The organism is Pseudomonas sp. W2I6, from assembly GCF_030815935.1.
Classification (GTDB): domain Bacteria; phylum Pseudomonadota; class Gammaproteobacteria; order Pseudomonadales; family Pseudomonadaceae; genus Aquipseudomonas.
Map to the genome: position 1 here is coordinate 1,674,769 of NZ_JAUSXJ010000001.1, position 18,844 is coordinate 1,693,612.

The window sequence follows — 18,844 nt, forward strand, 5'->3', positions numbered from 1 at the left end:
TATCAGTGTTCCTGCTGACGGTTGAGGGCCAATACCTGGGCCGGCAACAGGCGTACCGCGTCACCGCTGTGCAGCAGGTGCGCGCCGAGGGCGACGACTACTTGGCCGGGGTCCACGCCACTGTCCAGCAACGCGTCCTCCTGGCCGAGGCTGGCGACGTTGACCGGGGCGAAGCTGACCTTGTCATCGGCGCCAATCACCCACACACCGGTGCCTTTGCCGGCATCCTGCAGCGCCCCGATGGGCACGCGGGTCTGTTGCGCCTGTCCGTTACCTTGCAGGCGCACGGTGATGGTCGAGCCGAGAGCGAAGCGGTCGACGGGGCCATGCAAGACATAGCGGGCCCGGTAGGTGCGGGTGGTCGGGTCGGCGCTGGCAGACAGCTCGCGCAACGTGGCGGTCACTGCCTGCTCAGGGGCGCCGAAGGGGAACGCCAGGGCTTTTTGCGAAGCCTGGTCGCGCTGGTTTTCCGGGAGGTTGACGATGGCTTCCCGGGCGCCGTCGTGGGCCAGGCGCGCCACCACTTGCCCCTCGGCGACCACTTGGCCGCGGTCCACCCGCACGTCGGTGATGATGCCGTCGCTGTCGGCCCTGAGCACCGAGTAGGTGCGGCGGTTTTCGATCTGGCTGGCGTCGGATTGCGCGGAAGCCAGCTCGGCTTCGGCCACCCGCAGGTTGGTGGCGGACTGGTCGAAAATCTGCCGCGACACGGCGCCGGTATTGGCCAGGCGCTGGTAGCGGGATTCATCGTCCCGGCGTTGGCGCAGTTGCGCCTGGGCCGCATTGACGCGGTTTTTTGCCGAACGCAGGGCCAGTTCGAAGTCGCCGATATCCAGCACCAGCAAAGTGTCGCCACGGTTGACGTGCTGGCCGGGATCAACCTTGCGCTCGATCACCTTGCCGCTGACGCGGAACCCCAGGTCACTTTCCGTGCGCGCGGCCACTACGCCGGTGTAGGCGCTTTGCTGGCTGCCGGCGGCTTCGACCTTGGCGGCCAGCACCGGGCGGGGCAGGGGCGCTTCGGCGACGGGGTCGGCCTTGTTATTGCAGCCACTGAGTACCGCCAGCAGGGCCAGGGGGGTGAGAAGACGCAGGGGGAGAGGGTTCATGTCGGGCTCCGTGGGGCGGGGTGAGCTAAAAATTACGCGTGTAATATTTGTCGCCATATTATGGTCGAAATATAAAATAATCCAGCCCGCGAGTATTTGTTCCACTGGTGGGACGATCAGGGCCGGTTTTGCCGTCTAGCGCGGAATTGGTATCGGATTTAAGGTGTATCCATCACTGGAGACACATATGAAAAAGATCATCGGCATCTACACCAGCCCACGCGGCCATTGGGTCGGCGACGGCTTTCCGGTTCGCACGCTGTTTTCCTACGACACCATGGGCAAGCAGATCAGCCCGTTCCTGTTGCTGGATCACGCCGGTCCTGCGGCATTCACCCCGACCGAGCAACGTCGCGGCGTGGGCCAGCATCCCCATCGCGGTTTTGAAACCGTGACCATCGTCTACAAGGGCGAAGTCGAGCACCGCGATTCCACCGGCGCCGGCGGCACCATCGGCCCGGGCGATGTGCAATGGATGACAGCCGCCAGGGGCATCATTCACGAGGAGTTTCACTCCGAGGCGTTCGCCCGCAGCGGCGGCGCCCTGGAAATGGTCCAGTTGTGGGTCAACCTGCCGGCCAGGGACAAAATGACCGATGCCGGTTACCAGACCATCCTCGATGGCGATATTCCGACGCTGCCCCTGGCCGACCACGCCGGCAGCCTGCGCTTGATCGCGGGCGAGTTCGACGGGGTCAAAGGCCCGGCTCGTACCTTCACGCCGATCGACGTGTGGGATATGCGCCTCAAAGCCGGCCGCTCTGTGACGCTGGACCTGCACGCCGGGCGCAACACCGCGCTGGTGGTGTTGCGCGGCACGGTGCGGATCAACGGCACTGAAGTGGCGCGGGAAGGGCAGTTGGCACTGTTCGAGCGCGATGGCACGCAACTGCGCCTCGAGTCCAGCGACGACGCCATGGTGCTGTTGCTCAGCGGCGAGCCGATCGACGAACCCATCGTCGGCCACGGCCCGTTCGTGATGAACACCGAGCAGGAAATCCACCAGGCGTTTGCCGACTATCAGTCCGGGCAATTCGGGCAGATGCAGCGCTAGGGCGCTATACCCTCCAAAGGCATTTCATGCGATCTTCATGGCATTCGCCCTGGAGTCGCCTGAATGCCCTCATTTATCTCCGATCACCCGATGTTCTGTGCCTTGGCGCTGGTACTGATCGATATTGCCGTATGGCGTTTGATCTCTGCCGATTTCGCCAATTGGAAGCTGGCGGCGCGGCTGGTGATCTTTGCGGTGTTCAGCGCCGTGCTGTTCAACGAAGGCATGAACCCGATGCAGGTCGCGCCGTTCGGCGACAACGTGGCGCTGCATTTGGCGGCAACGGCGTTCCAGATCGGCTGGTGGCTGTTTGCGGCGCGCACCCTCACGGTATTGCTCGGCGCGGTGATGATGCAGCGGGTCGGCCACACCGGGCGGCTGTTGCAGGATCTGGTGGGCGCGGTGATCTTCCTGATCGCGATCATCGCCGCCATGGCCTACGTGCTCGACCTGCCGGTCAAGGGCGTGCTGGCCACTTCCGGCGCGGTGGCAATCATCGTCGGCCTGGCGTTGCAAAGCACCTTGAGCGACGTGTTTTCCGGCATCGTGCTCAACACCACCAAACCCTACCAACTGGATGACTGGATCTCCATCGACGGCACCGAAGGCCGGGTGATCGACATCGACTGGCGCGCCACCCAACTGCAAACCTCCCAGGGCAGCCTGGCGGTGGTGCCCAACTCGTTGGCGGCCAAGGCCAAGATCATCAACTTCTCACGTCCCGCAGATATGTTTGGTTTGGCGGTCAGCCTGCAAGTCAGCCCCCATGCGCGGCCCCAAACCGTGCTGGATGCGCTGGAGCGGGCGATGCAGGGGTGTCGGCCGTTGTTGGCCAAGCCGGCGCCCAGCGTGGCGTTCAAGACGTCGGCCAGTGGTGGCGTGGAGTATGAGATCAGCGGGTTTGTGCCGGCCATGGCGCTCAAGCGTGAGGTGCGCAATCAGCTTTATGATTTGGCGTTTCGGCATTTGCAGGCGGCGGGGGTGAGCTTGTTGTCGGCTGCCGAGAGTAATGCGCCGGTGACGGTTTCCCGGGCTCGGGCGTTGTTGGAGAGCTCGTCTATTTTCTCGACGTTGAGGCAGGAGGAGAAGGAGACATTCAGCCAGAACATGACGCTGCAGACCTTTCGCGCCGGGGAGATGATTTTGCCGGCGGGGGAGGTGAGTGATCACCTGTTTATCATCGAGTCCGGGGTGATTTCGGTGATGTTGACCAAGGCCGGGCACAATTTTGAAGCCGGGCGGATGGGGCCTGGGGAGGTGATTGGTGAGGCCGGGATTCTTTCGGAGCAGGGTGTGCCTGCGGACTTTTCGGCGAAGACGTTTTGTACGTTGTATCGGATTGAGAAGGAGTATCTGAAGCCTTGTCTGGATGCTCGGCATGACATCAGTGAGGCTATGAAAAGTTTGTTGGATTTCAGGTTGCATGCGGCTCAGAGTTTGACGCAGGAGGCGCCTGTGGTGCCGGTTAAGAAGGGGTTTATGCAGTGGCTGCGGAGTCGGGCCTGAAGGTGTACATATCCGTTGCTGCGGTAACGGCCGCGTATGGTTCCGCTCTTACAGCGGGTCACTTTTGGCAAACGCCCGGAATGCCGGCCCAGCCAAAAGTAACCAAAAGGTCTTTGCCCCACCACTCGGTGCCTCGCCCAGGCTCGGCATGCCCGCACTCCGGCCCGATTCCGCGGGCCGCCGCGACGGGCCATCCATGGCCCGGCGCGGCTAAATCGGCATCCCTGCCGATTTACCCGCTCCACCGTGCCTGCTTGCGGCCATCGTGGTTGACGGGGCCCGCAGATCAAAAGCAGAGCACAGCGGCCTACCGGCCGGCTTGAGTGTTAAAAGCAAAAGCAAAGACCAGAGCGAAAACAGAGCTGCTTTTCTGTGGGAGCGGGCTTGCTCGCGAAAAACCTGAGAGCGCCGCGTTCATCCAGAATGCCCGCGTCATCGTTAACGACCTTCGCGAGCAAGCCCGCTCCCACATTTTTTGGACCGTGCCCGCTTTAGCTTTTGATTTTGCTCTTCAACACTCAAGCCGGCCGGGAGGCCGCTGTGCTCTTGATCTGTTTTTGATCTTGATCTTGGGCGCCCCGTTAAACCACGCTGGCCGAACGCAGGCTTTGGAGCGTGGGTAACCCGGCAGGACGCCGGGTTAGCCGTCCTGGGCCAGGGATGGCCCATGACGGCGGCCCACGGTCCAAAGCCGGAGTGAGGGCACACCGAGCCTAGGCGAGGTGCCGAGTGGTGGGGCAAGAGCGTTTTGCTTACTTTTGCGCTGTTCAAAAGTGAGCCGCTGTAAGAGCGGAACCATAAGCGGCCGTTACCGCAGCAACGGATATGTCCACCACACCCGCCACCACCGATCAAACACCCCTTGCGACCCCCCAATTTCTTTGCTAGCTTCTTACAAAATGTTAACGATAACATTTGCTCTAAAAATAAAAACAAAACAGAGATCCCCACCATGAAAATGCTTCCGAAAACCCTGTGTTTGTTGGCTCTGAGCATCAATCTTGGCACCGCTGGCCTGGCACTGGCCGACACCAAACCCGCCCCCATCCGCATCGGCGCGTCCTTCCAGGAAATCAACAACCCTTACTTCGTCACCATGAAAGACGCCCTGCAGGAAGCCGGGGCGACCATCGGTGCGCAGTTGATCATCACCGACGCCCGCCACGACGTGTCCAAACAGGTCAGCGACGTCGAAGACATGCTGCAAAAGGGCATCGACATCCTGCTGATCAACCCCACCGACTCCGTCGGCGTGCAATCAGCCGTCAAATCCGCCCACGCCGCCGGCGTAGTCGTGGTCGCCGTCGACGCCCAGGCCGAAGGCCCACTGGACTCCTTCGTCGGCTCGAAAAACTTCGACGCCGGCTTCCAGGCCTGCGAATACCTGGCCAAGAACATCGGGGACAAGGGCAATATCGCCATCCTCGACGGCATCGCCGTGGTACCGATCCTGGAGCGCGTGCGCGGTTGCAAGGAGGCCGTGGCCAAGCACCCGGACATCAAGATCGTGAGCATCCAGAACGGCAAGCAGGAACGTGACCAGGCGCTGACCGTCACCGAAAACATGCTGCAGGCCCAGCCCACCCTCAAGGGCATTTTCAGCGTCAACGACAACGGTTCCCTCGGCGCACTCTCGGCCATCGAAGCCAGTGGCCTGGATGTCAAGCTGGTGAGCGTCGACGGCGCACCGGAAGCGATCAAGGCCATCCAGAAACCCGGCAGCAAATTCATCGCCACCTCCGCGCAATACCCCCGTGACCAGATCCGCCTCGCCCTGGGCATCGCCCTGGCCAAGAAGTGGGGCTCGCAAGTACCGGCCACGATCCCGGTGGACATCACCCTGATCGACCAGGCCAAGGCCAAGGATTTCAGTTGGTAAAACACCCAGGCCCCACGCCAGGCGTGGGGCACAGGTCATCCATCTGAATATGAGGTCGGCGGTATGAGCAGTCTTCTGAAGCTGGAAAATATCTGTAAGCGCTACCCGGGGGTGCAAGCCCTCAAGGCGATCAACCTGGAAGTGCAGCGCGGCGAAATTCATGCCTTGCTCGGGGAAAACGGTGCAGGCAAATCGACCTTGATGAAGATCCTTGGCGGGGTCGAGCACCAGGACGAAGGGCAGATCCTGATCGACGGCGAGGCTCGGCAGTTCGCGACGTATCGTGATGCGATTGCCGCCGGCATCGGCATTGTGTTCCAGGAATTCAGCCTGATTCCCTACCTCACGGCGGTGGAAAATATTTTCCTCGGCCATGAGCTGAGCAACCGTTTTGGCCTGTTGCGCAAGCGCGAAATGGTCGAGGCGAGCGAGGCGTTGTTCAAGCGCCTCGGTGTCAGTATTGACCTGCAATGCGCGGTCAGGCACCTGAGCGTGGCCGAGCAGCAATTCGTCGAGATCGCCAAGGCGCTGGCCCTGGACGCGCGGCTGCTGGTGCTCGACGAACCCACCGCCACCCTTACGCCGAGCGAGGCCGAGCTGCTGTTCGAAATCATGCGTGAACTCAAGCGCCAGGGGGTGGCGGTGATTTTTATTTCCCACCACCTGGAGGAGATTTTCCAGGTCTGCGACCGCATCAGCGTGCTGCGCGACGGCGGCAATGTGGGCGTCACCGATGTGGCCGACAGCGATATCGACCGCCTGGTGGAAATGATGGTCGGGCGGCGCCTGGAGTGCAGTTTTCCGCCCAAGCCCACCGCCGCACGCGGGCCGCTGTTGCTGGAGGTCAAGGACATCCAGTTGGTGCGCAACGGCCCCCATAACCACTTTGAATTGCACAAGGGCGAGATTCTCGGCTTTGCCGGCCTGGTGGGTTCCGGGCGTACCGAATTGGCGCTGGGCATGATGGGCGCGCTGCCGTCGGTGAGCAAAGACGTGTGGCTGCGGGGTGAACAAATCACCCTCGACGACCCGGCCCAGGCCTTGGCCCATGGCATCGGCCTGCTGCCGGAAAGCCGCAAGACCGAAGGGCTGATCACCGATTTCAGCATTCGCGAAAACATCTCTCTCAACAACCTGCCCAAATACCAGAACGCCAGCGGCCTGATCGACAAGGACAAGGAATGCGCCAGCGTGGAAGCGCTGATGCGCCAGCTGTCGATCAAGGCCCCCAGCGGCGAGAGCCGGGTGTTCAACCTCAGCGGCGGCAACCAGCAGAAAGTCGTGATTGCCCGCTGGATCAACCATCACTGCGACGTGCTGGTGTTCGACGAACCCACCCGTGGCATCGACGTCGGTGCCAAGGCACAGATCTACGCACTGATGCGCAGCCTCACCGAACAGGGCTACGCAATCATCATGATTTCCTCGGAACTGCCGGAAGTCATCGGCATGTGCGACCGCGTCGCGGTGTTCCACAAGGGCGCCATCGTCAAGGTACTGGAAGCGTCCGCCGTCAATCCTCAAGAGGTCATGCGCCATGCAACAGGGGGCTCAAGTGAATACGTCCATTAATGCCGTGGGGCCTGGCCGGCTGCGCCTGAACCTGGCGCGGTTGATCCGCTCACCGGCGTTTTATCCCTTTGTCGGGCTGCTGGTGGTGACGTTGGTGATGATCTTCGCCAGCGATAACTTCCTGACGGCCAACAACCTGTCGAACATCGCGCGCCAGGTGTCGATCAACGCGATTATCGCGGTGGGCATGACCTGCGTGATTCTCACCGGCGGCATCGATTTGTCGGTGGGGCCGGTGATGGCGTTGTCCGGCACCTTGACCGCCGGCTTGATGGTCGCAGGCTTGCCGCCGGGCCTGGCGATTGGCGCCGGGATGCTGGTCGGCGTGGCGTTCGGCATCGGCAATGGCCTGTTCGTCGCCTACCTGCACATGCCGCCGATCATCGTCACCCTGGCGACCATGGGCATCGCCCGCGGGTTCGGCCTGATGTACACCGACGGCTATCCGATTTCCGGTTTGCCGGAGTGGTTCGGCTTCTTTGGCCGCGAAAGCCTGTTCGGCATTTCGGTGCCGATCCTGATCATGTTGGTGACGTACCTGGCGGCCTATGTGCTGCTGCAACACACCCGCATCGGCCGCTATATCTACGCGATCGGCGGCAACGAGGAAGCGGTGCGCCTGTCCGGCGTGCGGGCGGCGCGCTTCAAATTGCTGGTGTATGGCATCAGCGGTTTGACCGCCGCGATTGCCGGGCTGGTGCTGACCTCACGCTTGATGAGCGGCCAGCCGAATGCCGGGGTGTCGTTCGAACTCGACGCGATTGCCGCGGTGGTCCTGGGCGGCGCCTCGATTGCCGGTGGGCGCGGGGTGATTGTCGGCACCTTGCTCGGCGCCATGCTGCTGGGGGTGTTAAACAACGGCTTGAACATGCTCGGGGTCTCGCCCTACGTCCAGAGTGTGATCAAGGGCGGGATCATTTTGCTGGCGATCTTTATCAGCCGTCAGCGCCACAAGTAAACCGGTTATCTCCACGCGGCCATGGTGGCCGCGATGGGTTCTCTCATGCTCAAGAAAGGTCCGCACATCATGGAAAAGCACAACCAAATGCAAGCCGTCGTCTGCCACGGCCCGAAAGACTACCGCCTGGAACGCATCAGCAAACCCCAGGCGCGGGTCAATGAACTGGTGATTCGCATCGCCGCCTGCGGCATCTGCGCCAGTGACTGCAAATGCCACTCGGGCGCCGCGATGTTCTGGGGCGGCGATAACCCGTGGGTCAAGGCCCCGGTGGTGCCGGGGCACGAGTTCTTTGGCTACGTGGTGGAAGCGGGCGAGGGCGCCGAGGAGCACTTTGAGGTGAAGGTCGGCGACAAGGTGATCGCCGAGCAGATCGTGCCATGTGGCAAGTGCCGCTTCTGCAAGTCCGGCAAGTACTGGATGTGCGAGGTGCACAACATCTTCGGCTTCCAGCGTGAAGTCGCCGAGGGTGGCATGGCCCAGTACATGCGTATTCCCAAGACTGCCATCGTGCACAAGATTCCGGAGTCGGTGTCCCTGGAAGATTCGGCGCTGATCGAGCCGATGTCCTGCGCGATTCACACCGTCAACCGCGGTGAGATCCAGCTGGATGACGTGCTGGTTATTGCTGGTGCCGGCACCCTGGGCCTGTGCATGGTGCAGGTGGCAGCGCTAAAAACGCCGAAGAAACTGGTGGTGATCGACATGGTCGACGAGCGCCTGGAACTGGCGAAGCAGTACGGTGCCGACGTGGTGATCAACCCGTCCCGGGACAACGCCCGGGAGATCATCAATAGCCTGACCGACAACTACGGCTGCGACGTGTACATCGAAACCACCGGCGTACCGGCGGGCGTTACCCAGGGCCTGGACTTGATCCGCAAGCTCGGGCGGTTTGTCGAGTTCAGCGTGTTTGGCGCCGAGACCAGCGCCGACTGGTCGATCATCGGCGACCGCAAGGAACTGGACGTACGCGGTGCGCACCTGGGGCCGTATTGCTACCCGGTGGCCATCGACTTGTTCGAGCGTGGCCTGGTGACGTCCAAGGGCATCGTGACCCATGACTTCGGGCTGGACAGCTGGGCCGAAGCGTTTGAGCTGGCCAACTCGACCAAGTCGATCAAGGTGCTGCTGAAGCCGGTGCTCTGACATGAACTACGTAATGGGTGTGGACATCGGCACGCAAAGCACCAAGGCGTTGCTGGTGGATGCGGACGGCCTGATCATCGCCCAGCACAGCCAGGGGTATCGCGTGGATACCCCGAAAGTGCGCTGGGCCGAGCAGTGGCCGCAGGTCTGGCTGGATGCGGTGGAGGCCTGCGTCGCCCAGTGCATGGCCAAGGCCGGCGTTGCGAAAGAGCAGGTCAAGGCGCTGTGCATCAGCAGCCTGTACGGTGGCTCCGGAATTGCTGTGGACGAGCAGATCACGCCGCTGCACCCGTGCCTGATCTGGATGGACCGGCGCGCGGGCGAGCAAGTGGAGTGGGTGCGCGAGCATGTGGACCTGGAGCGGCTGTTTGCGGTCACCGGCAACTCGGTGGACAGCTACTACGGCTTCACCAAGATGCTCTGGCTCAAGCAACACCAGCCGCAGGTGTGGGCCAACACCCGCTACCTGCTGCCGCCCAACAGTTACATCAACTGGTGCCTGACCGGTGAGTTGGCGGTGGACCACAGCAGCGCCGGCAATATCGGTGGCGTCTACGATGTGGCCCGGCGCGGCTGGTCGGCCGAGATGCTGGCGGCGCTTGGGATTCCGTTGGCGATGATGCCGGAGCGTTTGCTGTATTCCGGTGAAGTGGTCGGTGGTTTGCTGGAGAAATGGGCCCGGCGGCTGGGCTTGCAGGCCGGCACGCCGATCCTGGCCGGAGGCGTGGACGCGGCCATGGCCACATTGGCCGCCGGGGTGACGCGGCCGGGCAATCACGTGGCGATGATCGGCACCAGCATGTGTTGGGGTTATCTCAATCAGCAGGTGGACGCGCGCCATGGCCTGGTGAGCATGCCCCACGTCTATAACGGCCATCAGGACCTGTACATCTTCGGTGGTGCGATCACCGCCGGGGCGTCGGTGAGCTGGTTTCGCGAACAGTTCTGCCAGGCAGAGGAGCAGCAGGCGAAAGAGACTGGCCAGGACAGTTTGTGGCTGCTGGAGCAGAGCGCCGCGAAGATCCCGGCGGGCAGTGAAGGGCTGTTGTTCCTGCCGTATCTCATGGGCGAACGCAGCCCGGTGTGGGATGACCGGGCCAGCGGCAGCTTTGTCGGGCTGAACCTGTATCACAGCCGGATCCACCTGTACCGCGCGGTGCTCGAAGGGGTGAGTTTTGCCCTGCGGCACAATATCGAAGCGGGCACCCGTGGGGCGCATTCCCTTGATCCACGGCTGATTGTGGTGGGTGGGGCGAGCCATTCGGATTTGTGGATGCAGATTATTGCGGACATCACCCACTTCCCGGTCTACACCATTGTGCAAGAGGTGGAGGCGGCCTTGGGCGCGGCGTTGTTGGCGGCCCATGCGGTGGGGTTGGTGGATGACCGGCAGATGGAGAAAGGTTGGGTGCAGTTGGAGCTGCGGGCGGAGCCGGAGGCGGGGAATGTCGGGGTGTATGACCGGGCGTTTGCCAGCTATCTGGAGCTGTATCCGGCCTTGAAACCGGTGATGCACAGCTTGCAATTGAATTAAGCGAACACTGATCCAAATGTGGGAGCGGGCTTGCTCGCGAATACGGTGTATCAGTGCCGGATTTATTGCCTGACCCACCGCATTCGCGAGCAAGCCCGCTCCCACATGGGATCTCCATCGTTTTAGAGATCGTGAACCATGAACGCTATTTTTGACTTCACCAAGCAGCGCATCCTCGTCACCGGCGCCAGCAGCGGCATCGGCCGGGAAATTGCCCTCCAACTGATCGCCAGCGGCGCCCAGGTTTTCGCCCTGGGCCGCGACGCTCAGGCCCTGGCCCAGCTCGGTTGCGAAACCCTGTGCCTGGACATCGCCAACAGCGCCGCCCTGGACCTGGCCCTGCAAGGCCTGCCGCCGATGCATGGACTGGTCAACTGCGCCGGCATTTCCCGCCTGGAACCCGCCGCGGCCATCAGCGCCGAAGCCTTCGACCAGGTGATGAACGTCAACGCCCGCGCCGCTGCCCAGGTCGCCAGCCGTATCGCTGCGGCGATGATTGAAGCGAAGATTCCCGGCAGCATCGTCAACGTCTCAAGCCAGGCCTCGCTGGTAGCCCTGGACGATCACCTCGGCTACTGCGCCTCCAAGGCCGCACTGGACGCCATCACCCGTGTGCAATGCGCCGAATGGGGCCGCTTCGGGATTCGCGTCAACAGCGTCAACCCCACCGTCACCCTCACGCCCATGGCACAGGTGGCCTGGTCGGCGCCCGCCAAACGCGACCCGGCATTGGCGGCGATTCCCCTGGGGCGATTTGCCGAAACGGCGGAAGTGGCCCTGCCGGTGTTGTTCCTGCTGAGCGATGCCGCCAGCATGATCAGCGGCGTCAGCCTGCCGATCGACGGCGGCTACACCAGCCGCTAGCCGTTCTCCAGCTTGCCGGCGATCACCACCTTGTCCCGCGGTTTGTGCGGGTCTTCGAGACGATCCAGCAGCAGCCGCACCGCGCTGCTGCCGGCCAGTGACGCGTCGTGGGCCCACGCAGGCGATCGGCACGCCGAAGATATCGGCAAAGGGCAGGCGGTCGATGCCGCAGATGGTCAGGCTGTCATGGGGGATGTTGTGCATGCGCAGCGCACGCAGTGCGCCCAGGGTGATCAACTGGTTGAAGCCCATGATCGCGTCCGGCGCCGAGTGTTCGGCCAGGTAGTCGAGGGTGTGCAGGTAGGAGGGCATCAGCGTGTAGTCACCGGCACACACTTCGACCTGCACCTGCGGGTGCTCGGCCAGGACTTCTTTGAGGCCCTTGAGGCGTTCCATGGTGATGCGCGAATGCTCGGGCCCGGTCAGCACCAGCAGGCGCTTGAGGTTCGGGGTTTGCCGCACCAGGTACTGCGCCGCCTCGATGCCGCTGTGATAGTTGTCCAGCACCACACGGCTGAAGGGGCTGTCGTGGATCGTGCGATCGAGCAGCACCACCGGCGTCTTGCCGTTACCCAGGCGCTCCAGATAGTCCGGCTGGTAGCTGGGCTCGTCGGAGACCGGCGACAGGATGATCCCCGCCACGCGGTAGCCCAGCAGTGTGTCGACTGCCTTGCTTTCCAGTTCTTCCAGTTCGTCGGTATCCACCAGCATGATGGTGTAGCCGTGCTTTTTCGCCTCGCGGGAAATCGCCTTGATCATCTCGCTGTAGAAGGGGTTGTCGACCGAAGCGGTGATCACGCCGATGATCAGGCTTTCACTGCGCTTGAGCCCGCGGGCAAAGGCGTTGGGCACATAGTCCAGCTCCCGCGCCACTTCGAGAATCCGCGCCAGGGTGGCGGGCTTGACCAGGTCGGGTTTGCTCAGCGCCCGGGACACCGTGATGGTGGTCATGTTGACCCGTTTGGCGATGTCGCTGATGGTGACGGACTTTTTCTTGTTCATCGGCAGGGGGGAACCAGGAGAAAACAACCTGAGGCTACCATGGGCACGGCTTCAAATCACCGGATCCCAGCGCTGCGACCAATCCTTTTCGGCCTCCACCACCGCCCGCAGCAACCCCAGCGCCTGCTGCAAAACCGCCGAGTCGCGCTCGCGGGAATACACCAGGTACGTCGGGAAGCTGAACTCCGGCGCCTTGGGCACCCGTTCCATCACACCGCTGTCGAGGTAGCTCTGTACGACCCGCGTGCGGAAATACCCGGCACCGCCGTTTTCCAGGATGTACTGCAACGCCAGTGGCCCCAGATTGAAACTCAGGGCTGCGCGGGCCTTGTCCGGCAGTGCGGCGTCGTGCTGCTGGCGAAAGCCCTGGCCCCAGTCGATATACACGTAGGGCTCGGGCCGGGCGGCCAGTTGCACCAGGATCAGTTTTTCTTCCAGCACCTGCTCCACCTGCAACCCCGGCCAGTATTGCGGCTGGAACACCAGCGCGGCGTCCAGCACCCCCAGTTCCAGCTGGCGCAACAAGTACTCGCCTTCGCGAATCTCGGTGCGCAGGGCATGGCCGGGAATGTGTTCCCGCAAGGCCTGGGCCCAGCCGAGCATCAGCGGGTTGCACAGGCTGACTTCGCCACCGATGTGCAGCACGTTGCGGTAGCCGTCGGGTAATGGCAGGTCGCGGCGTGCGGCTTCCCAGGTCTGGACAAGCTGGTTGGCGTAGACCACGAACGCCTCGCCGTCCGGGGTCAGGCGGGCACCGGCGCGATTGCGCACGAACAGGGTGCTGTTGAGCTGGCTTTCGAGGTTTTTGACCCGGGCGGTGATTGCCGTCTGGGTGACGTGCAGTTTCTCGGCCGCCGCGGCGAGGCTGCCGCAGCGGGTGATTTCGAGGAAGGTGCGTGCCAGTTCGATGTCCATAAGGGCCCCTTGGAGAATAGGGGTCATTGTAGGGGCTGATGACTGGAATGCGGGCAAAAAATGTGGGAGCGGGCTTGCTCGCGAAGGCGGTGTAACAGTCAAGATATCCGGTGACTGATACACCGCCTTCGCGAGCAAGCCCGCTCCCACAGTTTGATTGTATTTCAGGTTGGGGTTTTGGGTGTTTGCAGGTGCTGGGTCGGGAAAGCCCTGGCATAAACCTGGCAAACCTTCAGCACCTGCTCATCCGCAAACCGCGCCCCCACCACATGCAGCCCCACCGGCAACCCATTCGCTGCCAATCCGCACGGCACCGACGCCGCCGGTTGCTGAGTCAGGTTGAAGGGATAGGTAAACGGCGTCCACTCCATCCATTCCCCTAGTCCCGAACCCGGCGGCACATTGTGCCCGGCCTCGAACGCGGTGATCGGCATCATCGGCGAAACCAGCACATCGTAATGCTCATGGAATGCCGCCATGCGCGCCACGAGCGCTGCCCGTGCTTCCAGCGCAGCGCTGTAATCGCTGAGGCTGATCTGTTCGCCCAGTCGGGCAATGCGCAGCAACCCCGGGTCCATCAATTGCCGCTGCGCATCGCTTAACGGCCCGGCCAGGCGTGCTGCACCGGCAAACCATAAAGTATTGAACACCTCCAGCGGATCACTGAACCCCGGATCAATCTGTTCAACCTGCGCGCCCAGCTGCACCAGGCCTTCTACCGCCTGGGCGACCACCCTGGCCACTTGCGGGTCCACATCGACATAACCGAAGTTCGGGCTATAGGCGATACGCAGCCCCTTCAAATCAGCCCCGGCGTGCAACCATGGCGTGGTCCGGGGCGCGCCGATCAAACCATCCCGCGCATCCGGCTGGGCGATGGTTTGCAGCATCAGCACCGAGTCTTCCACGGTGCGGGTCATCGGCCCCAGGTGCGACAGAATCGTCATCGAACTGGCCGGCCATTGCGGCACATAACCGAAGGTCGGCTTGATGCCGAAGGTGCCGGTGAAGGCACAGGGGATCCGGATCGAGCCGCCGGCATCGCTGCCCTGGTGCAGCACGCCGAGGTTCAAGGCCGCCGCCGCACCGGCACCACCGGACGAACCGCCCGCCGTCATGCGCGTGTCCCACGGGTTGCGGGTAATGCCATACAGCGGGTTATCGGTAACGCCTTTCCAGCCGAATTCCGGCGTGGTGGTCTTGCCCAGCAATACCGCGCCGGCCTTGCGCATGAAGGCCGAGAAGGGCGCATCCACATCCCATCGACCCTCGGCAGATGTGGTACGCGAACCCTTGCGCGTCGGCATGCCGATGGTCTGCGTCAGGTCCTTGATGGAGGAGGGCACACCGTCCAGGGCCCCGCACGGCTGGCCCTTGAGCCAGCGCTGTTCCGAATTCCGCGCCGCCTTCAAGGCGCCTTCCGGGTCGACGTGGCAGTAGGCGTTGACCGCCGGGTTGTAGCGTTCGATCCGCAGCAATGCGTCTTCGGTGACCTCCACCGGCGACAGGCTTTTATCCCGATAGCGGGCCAGCAGCTCAACTGCGGTCAGGTTGGCGATATCCGTCATGCCGCTTTACCTCCTTGCGCCGCGTTGACCATGGCCCGCAGCAACACCGCGCAGCCCGCCGCCAGGTCATCCGGCGCGGCGTTCTCGATTTCGTTATGGCTGATGCCGCCTTCGCACGGCACAAAGATCATTCCGGCCGGGCCCAGTTCGGCGACGAAGATCGCGTCATGCCCGGCGCCGCTGACGATGTCCATATGGCTCAGGCCCAGGCTGCTCGCGCCATCTCGCACGGCGTTGACACAGGCAGGGTTGAAATCCAGCGGCGGGAAGTCGGCAGTGGGTGTCAGCTCAAAGCTCAAGCCGTGTTGCTCGGCGGTGGCTTCGATCACCTGGCGCACTGCGTCGACCATCGCTTGCAGCTTGTCGGCGTGCAGGTGGCGCAGGTCGATGGTCATGTGCACCTGGCCGGGAATCACGTTGCGCGAGCCGGGATGCAGGCTCAGGCAACCGACGGTGCCGCAGGCATGGGGTTGTTGTTCGTGGGCGATGCGATTCACCGCGCTGACCACTTGCGCCGCGCCTACCAGTGCGTCCTTGCGCAGGTGCATTGGCGTCGGGCCCGCGTGGGCTTCGACGCCAGTGAGCGTCAGGTCGAACCACTTCTGGCCCAGGCAGCCCATGACCACGCCGATGGTGGTGGCCTGGTCTTCCAGCACCGGGCCCTGCTCGATATGCGCCTCGAAATAGGCGCCCACCGGATGGCCCAGCACGGCGCGGGAGCCGGCGTAGCCAATGCGCTGCAATTCAGCGCCCACCGACAGCCCTTGCTCGTCCTGCTTGTCGAGGGTTTCCTGCAGGTCGAACTTACCGGCGAACACCCCGGAACCCATCATGCACGGCGGGAATCGCGAGCCTTCTTCGTTGGTCCACACCACCACTTCAATCGGTGCTTCGGTCTCGATGTGCAAATCATTGAGGGTGCGGATCACCTCCAGGCCAGCCATCACGCCGTAGCAGCCGTCGAACTTGCCGCCGGTAGGCTGGGTATCGATATGGCTGCCGGTCATCACCGGCGCCAGTGCCGGATTACGCCCGGCACGGCGGGCAAAGATATTGCCGATGGCGTCGACGCTGACGCTGCACCCGGCGGCTTCGCACCATTGCACGAACAGGTCGCGGGCCTGGCGGTCGAGGTCGGTAAGCGCCAGGCGGCACACGCCGCCCTTGGGTGTGGCGCCGAGGCGGGCGAGGTCCATCAGCGATTGCCACAGGCGCTCGCGGTTGATCAGCGGGGCGTTGCTCTGGAGCGGTTGCGCAAAACTATTCATCAGCAGTCTCCGGTCAGGCACTCAGGGCCAGGTAACGGTTCTTGATCGTCGGGTCGGCGCGGAAGGCTTCGGCACTGCCTTCGTACACCACGCGGCCCTGTTCGAGGACGTAATGGCGGTCGGCGAGCTTGTCGCAGACCATCAGGTTCTGTTCCACCAGCAGCACCGGCAGGCCGTCTTCCTTGACCTTGCGCAGGATCTTCACCAACTCGTCGACGATCACCGGCGCGAGGCCTTCGGTGGGCTCATCGAGGATCAGCAGCTTGGGGTCGTTGAGCAGCGCGCGGGCGATGGCGAGCATCTGTTGCTCACCGCCGGACAGCGCGTGGCCGGCGTTTTTACGGCGCTCCCTGAGGCGCGGGAACATGCCGTACACGTCTTCCATCTGCCAGCGGCTGGTCTTGCGCACGGCAATGCGCAGGTTTTCCTCCACCGTGAGCAGGCGGAAAATCCCGCGGTTCTCCGGCACCAGCGCCAGGCCCTGGCGGGCGATTTCGAAGATTTTCTGCCCCACCAGCGGCTGGCCGTTGAAGTGAATCTGGCCCTGGCGCGGGCAGATGATCCCGAGGATGCTGCGCAGGGTGGTGGTCTTGCCGGCGCCGTTGCGCCCCAACAGGGTCACCAGTTCGCCGGGATTGACGGTCAGGGACACGCCTTCAAGGACGTGGCTCTTGTCGTAGTAGGAGTGGATATTGTCGACGGTCAGCATCAGGCGGCTTCTCCCAGGTAGGCGGTGCGCACGCGCTCGTCGGCGCGCACGAATTCCGGTGTGCCTTCCACCAGGATCTGGCCGTGGCTCATCACGGTGATGCGTTGGCTGATGGACATGACGATGCTCATGTTGTGCTCGATCAGCAGCACGGTATGGTCGCGGCCGAGGTCGCTGATCAGTTGGGTCATGATCGGGATGTCGTCGATGCCCATGCCCGAGGTGGGTTCGTCGAGCATCAGCAGCTTGGGTCTGGAGCAGATCGACATGCCGACTTCCAGCACCCGCTGCTGACCGTGGGACAACTCGCCGGCCAGGGTGTCGGCGCGGGCGGTGAGTTGCAGGCGTTCCAGCACCTGGTCGGCCATTTCCAGGTGTTCGCGCTTGCTGTCGACCCGGCGCCAGAAGTTCAGGGCGCGGGCGCCGTCGCGGCCCTGGGCGGCCAGCCGCAGGTTTTCGCGCACGCTGAGGTTCTGGAACAGGCTGGTGAGCTGGAACGAGCGCGCCATGCCCAGGCCGACGCGGCCGTGGGCCGGTTTGCGCATCAGGTTCTTGCCGTCGAAATGAATTGCTCCGGCGGTGGCCTGGCGTTCGCCGGTCAGGCAGTGGAACAGGCTGGTCTTGCCCGCGCCATTGGGGCCGATGATGGTGTGGATGGTGCCGGCTTCGACCTTGAGGTTGACGCCGTTTACCGCGTGGAACGCACCGTAGGCCAGTTCCAGGTTCTTGGTTTCCAGCAGGATGCTCATGACAGCTTCTCCTTGGTCACAACGTCGGCCTTGCGGCTGCCGCGCACACGTTCGAACAGGGTCGACAGACCGCCCCACAAACCGCCGCGCATGAAGATCACCACCAGGATCAGGATCACCCCCAGCAGCATCAGCCAGCGCGGCCACAGATCGGAAAGGAAGTCCCCCAGCAGCACGATGGAACCGGCGCCCAGCAACGAGCCGAACAGCGAGCCGGTGCCGCCGACGATGGTCATGATCAGGATGTTCTCGGACATCGCCAGGTCGATATTCGACAGCGGCACAAAGTGCAGCAGCATCGCGTACAGCGCCCCGGCAATCCCGGTGACGGCGCCGGACAACACGAACACCAGGATCTTGAAGTGGCGGGTGTCATAGCCGATGGCCGAAGCGCGGGTTTCGTTTTCGCGAATCGCCATCAGCGTGCTGCCGAACGGCGAGGCGATCACCCGGCGGGCGCCGATGAAGATCAGCAGGAACAGCACCGCGACAAACCCGTAGAACGCGCGGGCGTCGGTCAGCGACAGCAGCACGGTGTCACCGATGCGGATTTCCGGGCGCGGCACGCTGAGCAGGCCGTTGTCGCCGCCGGTCCAGTCGCTCAGGGTGTAGGCGACGAAGTAGGCCATCTGGCTGAAGGCCAGGGTCAGCATCACGAAGTAAATGCCGGTGCGACGGATCGCCAGGGCGCCCACCAGGAAAGCCAGGAAACCACCGGCGACGGCGGCACCCAGCAGTGCGCTGAACAGCCCCAGTTGCAGGTGAATCATCAACAGCGCCGCGCAGTAGGCGCCGGCCCCGAAGAAGATGCCTTGGCCGAACGACAGCAGCCCGGTGTAACCCAGCAGCAGGTTGCAGGCGAGGGCGGCCATGGCAAATATCAGAATCTCGGTGGCCAGGGTCGCCGAGGGCAGAATCAACGGCAGGCCGATCAATACCACGAGCACCAACAGCAGCATGTAGCGCGACTGGGTCTTGGCGAACGGCAGGGGATTTTTCTCGCTCATG

At 63.2% G+C, this 18,844-nt stretch carries 15 protein-coding genes and 1 pseudogene; 8 read left to right on the forward strand and 8 right to left on the reverse strand.

The window, feature by feature from the left end; all coding sequences use genetic code 11:
* Positions 1–2 precede the first annotated feature (2 nt).
* Entirely contained in the window at positions 3–1,109 is a 1,107-nt protein-coding gene (locus QF039_RS07970) for an efflux RND transporter periplasmic adaptor subunit (RefSeq protein ID WP_003210248.1), read from the reverse strand.
* Between the two features lie 187 nt (positions 1,110–1,296).
* On the opposite strand from QF039_RS07970, the gene QF039_RS07975 reads away from it, so the two are divergent.
* The 8 genes from QF039_RS07975 (at position 1,297) to QF039_RS08010 (ending at position 11,625) form a co-directional block, all read left to right on the forward strand.
* Positions 1,297–2,163: a pirin family protein gene (locus QF039_RS07975; protein WP_003210245.1), complete on the forward strand. Its 867-nt coding sequence runs from the start codon at positions 1,297–1,299 to the stop codon at positions 2,161–2,163.
* A 63-nt stretch (positions 2,164–2,226) separates the two neighbouring features.
* Positions 2,227–3,669, forward strand: a complete 1,443-nt coding sequence (locus QF039_RS07980; RefSeq protein ID WP_307517285.1) for a mechanosensitive ion channel domain-containing protein — start codon at positions 2,227–2,229, stop codon at positions 3,667–3,669.
* Positions 3,670–4,621: 952 nt separating this feature from the next.
* Positions 4,622–5,548, forward strand: coding sequence for a substrate-binding domain-containing protein (locus QF039_RS07985; RefSeq protein ID WP_003215780.1), 927 nt, complete (start codon positions 4,622–4,624; stop codon positions 5,546–5,548).
* A 63-nt stretch (positions 5,549–5,611) separates the two neighbouring features.
* Positions 5,612–7,120: a sugar ABC transporter ATP-binding protein gene (locus tag QF039_RS07990; RefSeq protein ID WP_008430598.1), complete on the forward strand. Its 1,509-nt coding sequence runs from the start codon at positions 5,612–5,614 to the stop codon at positions 7,118–7,120.
* A complete protein-coding gene (locus tag QF039_RS07995) occupies positions 7,086–8,078 on the forward strand; it encodes an ABC transporter permease (protein ID WP_003215773.1) in 993 nt (330 codons plus the stop codon). The genes QF039_RS07990 and QF039_RS07995 overlap by 35 nt, the downstream gene beginning before the upstream one ends.
* A gap of 69 nt (positions 8,079–8,147) precedes the next feature.
* On the forward strand, positions 8,148–9,227 hold the full coding sequence (locus QF039_RS08000; protein WP_032898587.1) for an alcohol dehydrogenase catalytic domain-containing protein: 1,080 nt from the start codon (positions 8,148–8,150) through the stop codon (positions 9,225–9,227).
* A gap of 1 nt (position 9,228) precedes the next feature.
* A complete protein-coding gene (locus QF039_RS08005; RefSeq protein ID WP_307517292.1) occupies positions 9,229–10,761 on the forward strand; it encodes an FGGY-family carbohydrate kinase in 1,533 nt (510 codons plus the stop codon).
* Positions 10,762–10,899: 138 nt separating this feature from the next.
* A complete protein-coding gene (locus QF039_RS08010; protein WP_307517294.1) occupies positions 10,900–11,625 on the forward strand; it encodes an SDR family oxidoreductase in 726 nt (241 codons plus the stop codon).
* Here the strand turns inward: QF039_RS08010 and QF039_RS08015 are convergent.
* The 7 genes and pseudogenes from QF039_RS08015 to QF039_RS08045 form a co-directional block, all read right to left on the reverse strand.
* A pseudogene (locus QF039_RS08015) lies at positions 11,622–12,627 on the reverse strand (LacI family DNA-binding transcriptional regulator). The gene QF039_RS08010 and the pseudogene QF039_RS08015 overlap by 4 nt on opposite strands.
* A gap of 51 nt (positions 12,628–12,678) precedes the next feature.
* Positions 12,679–13,542 (reverse strand): LysR family transcriptional regulator, encoded by an 864-nt coding sequence (locus QF039_RS08020; protein ID WP_008430591.1) that lies wholly within the window; start codon positions 13,540–13,542, stop codon positions 12,679–12,681.
* Between the two features lie 164 nt (positions 13,543–13,706).
* Positions 13,707–15,110: an amidase gene (locus QF039_RS08025; RefSeq protein WP_307517298.1), complete on the reverse strand. Its 1,404-nt coding sequence runs from the start codon at positions 15,108–15,110 to the stop codon at positions 13,707–13,709.
* The gene (locus QF039_RS08030) at positions 15,107–16,378 is read right to left on the reverse strand and encodes a Zn-dependent hydrolase (RefSeq protein WP_307517300.1); all 1,272 of its coding nucleotides are present in this window, start codon (positions 16,376–16,378) and stop codon (positions 15,107–15,109) included. The genes QF039_RS08025 and QF039_RS08030 overlap by 4 nt, the downstream gene beginning before the upstream one ends.
* A gap of 13 nt (positions 16,379–16,391) precedes the next feature.
* Positions 16,392–17,087 carry an ABC transporter ATP-binding protein gene (locus QF039_RS08035; RefSeq protein WP_003215757.1) on the reverse strand — a complete coding sequence of 232 codons (696 nt, stop codon included), beginning with the start codon at positions 17,085–17,087 and terminating at the stop codon, positions 16,392–16,394.
* A complete protein-coding gene (locus QF039_RS08040; protein WP_003215756.1) occupies positions 17,087–17,836 on the reverse strand; it encodes an ABC transporter ATP-binding protein in 750 nt (249 codons plus the stop codon). The genes QF039_RS08035 and QF039_RS08040 overlap by 1 nt, the downstream gene beginning before the upstream one ends.
* Positions 17,833–18,843: a branched-chain amino acid ABC transporter permease gene (locus QF039_RS08045; protein WP_008430582.1), complete on the reverse strand. Its 1,011-nt coding sequence runs from the start codon at positions 18,841–18,843 to the stop codon at positions 17,833–17,835. Before QF039_RS08045 ends, QF039_RS08040 begins: the two co-directional genes overlap by 4 nt.
* Position 18,844 lies beyond the last annotated feature (1 nt).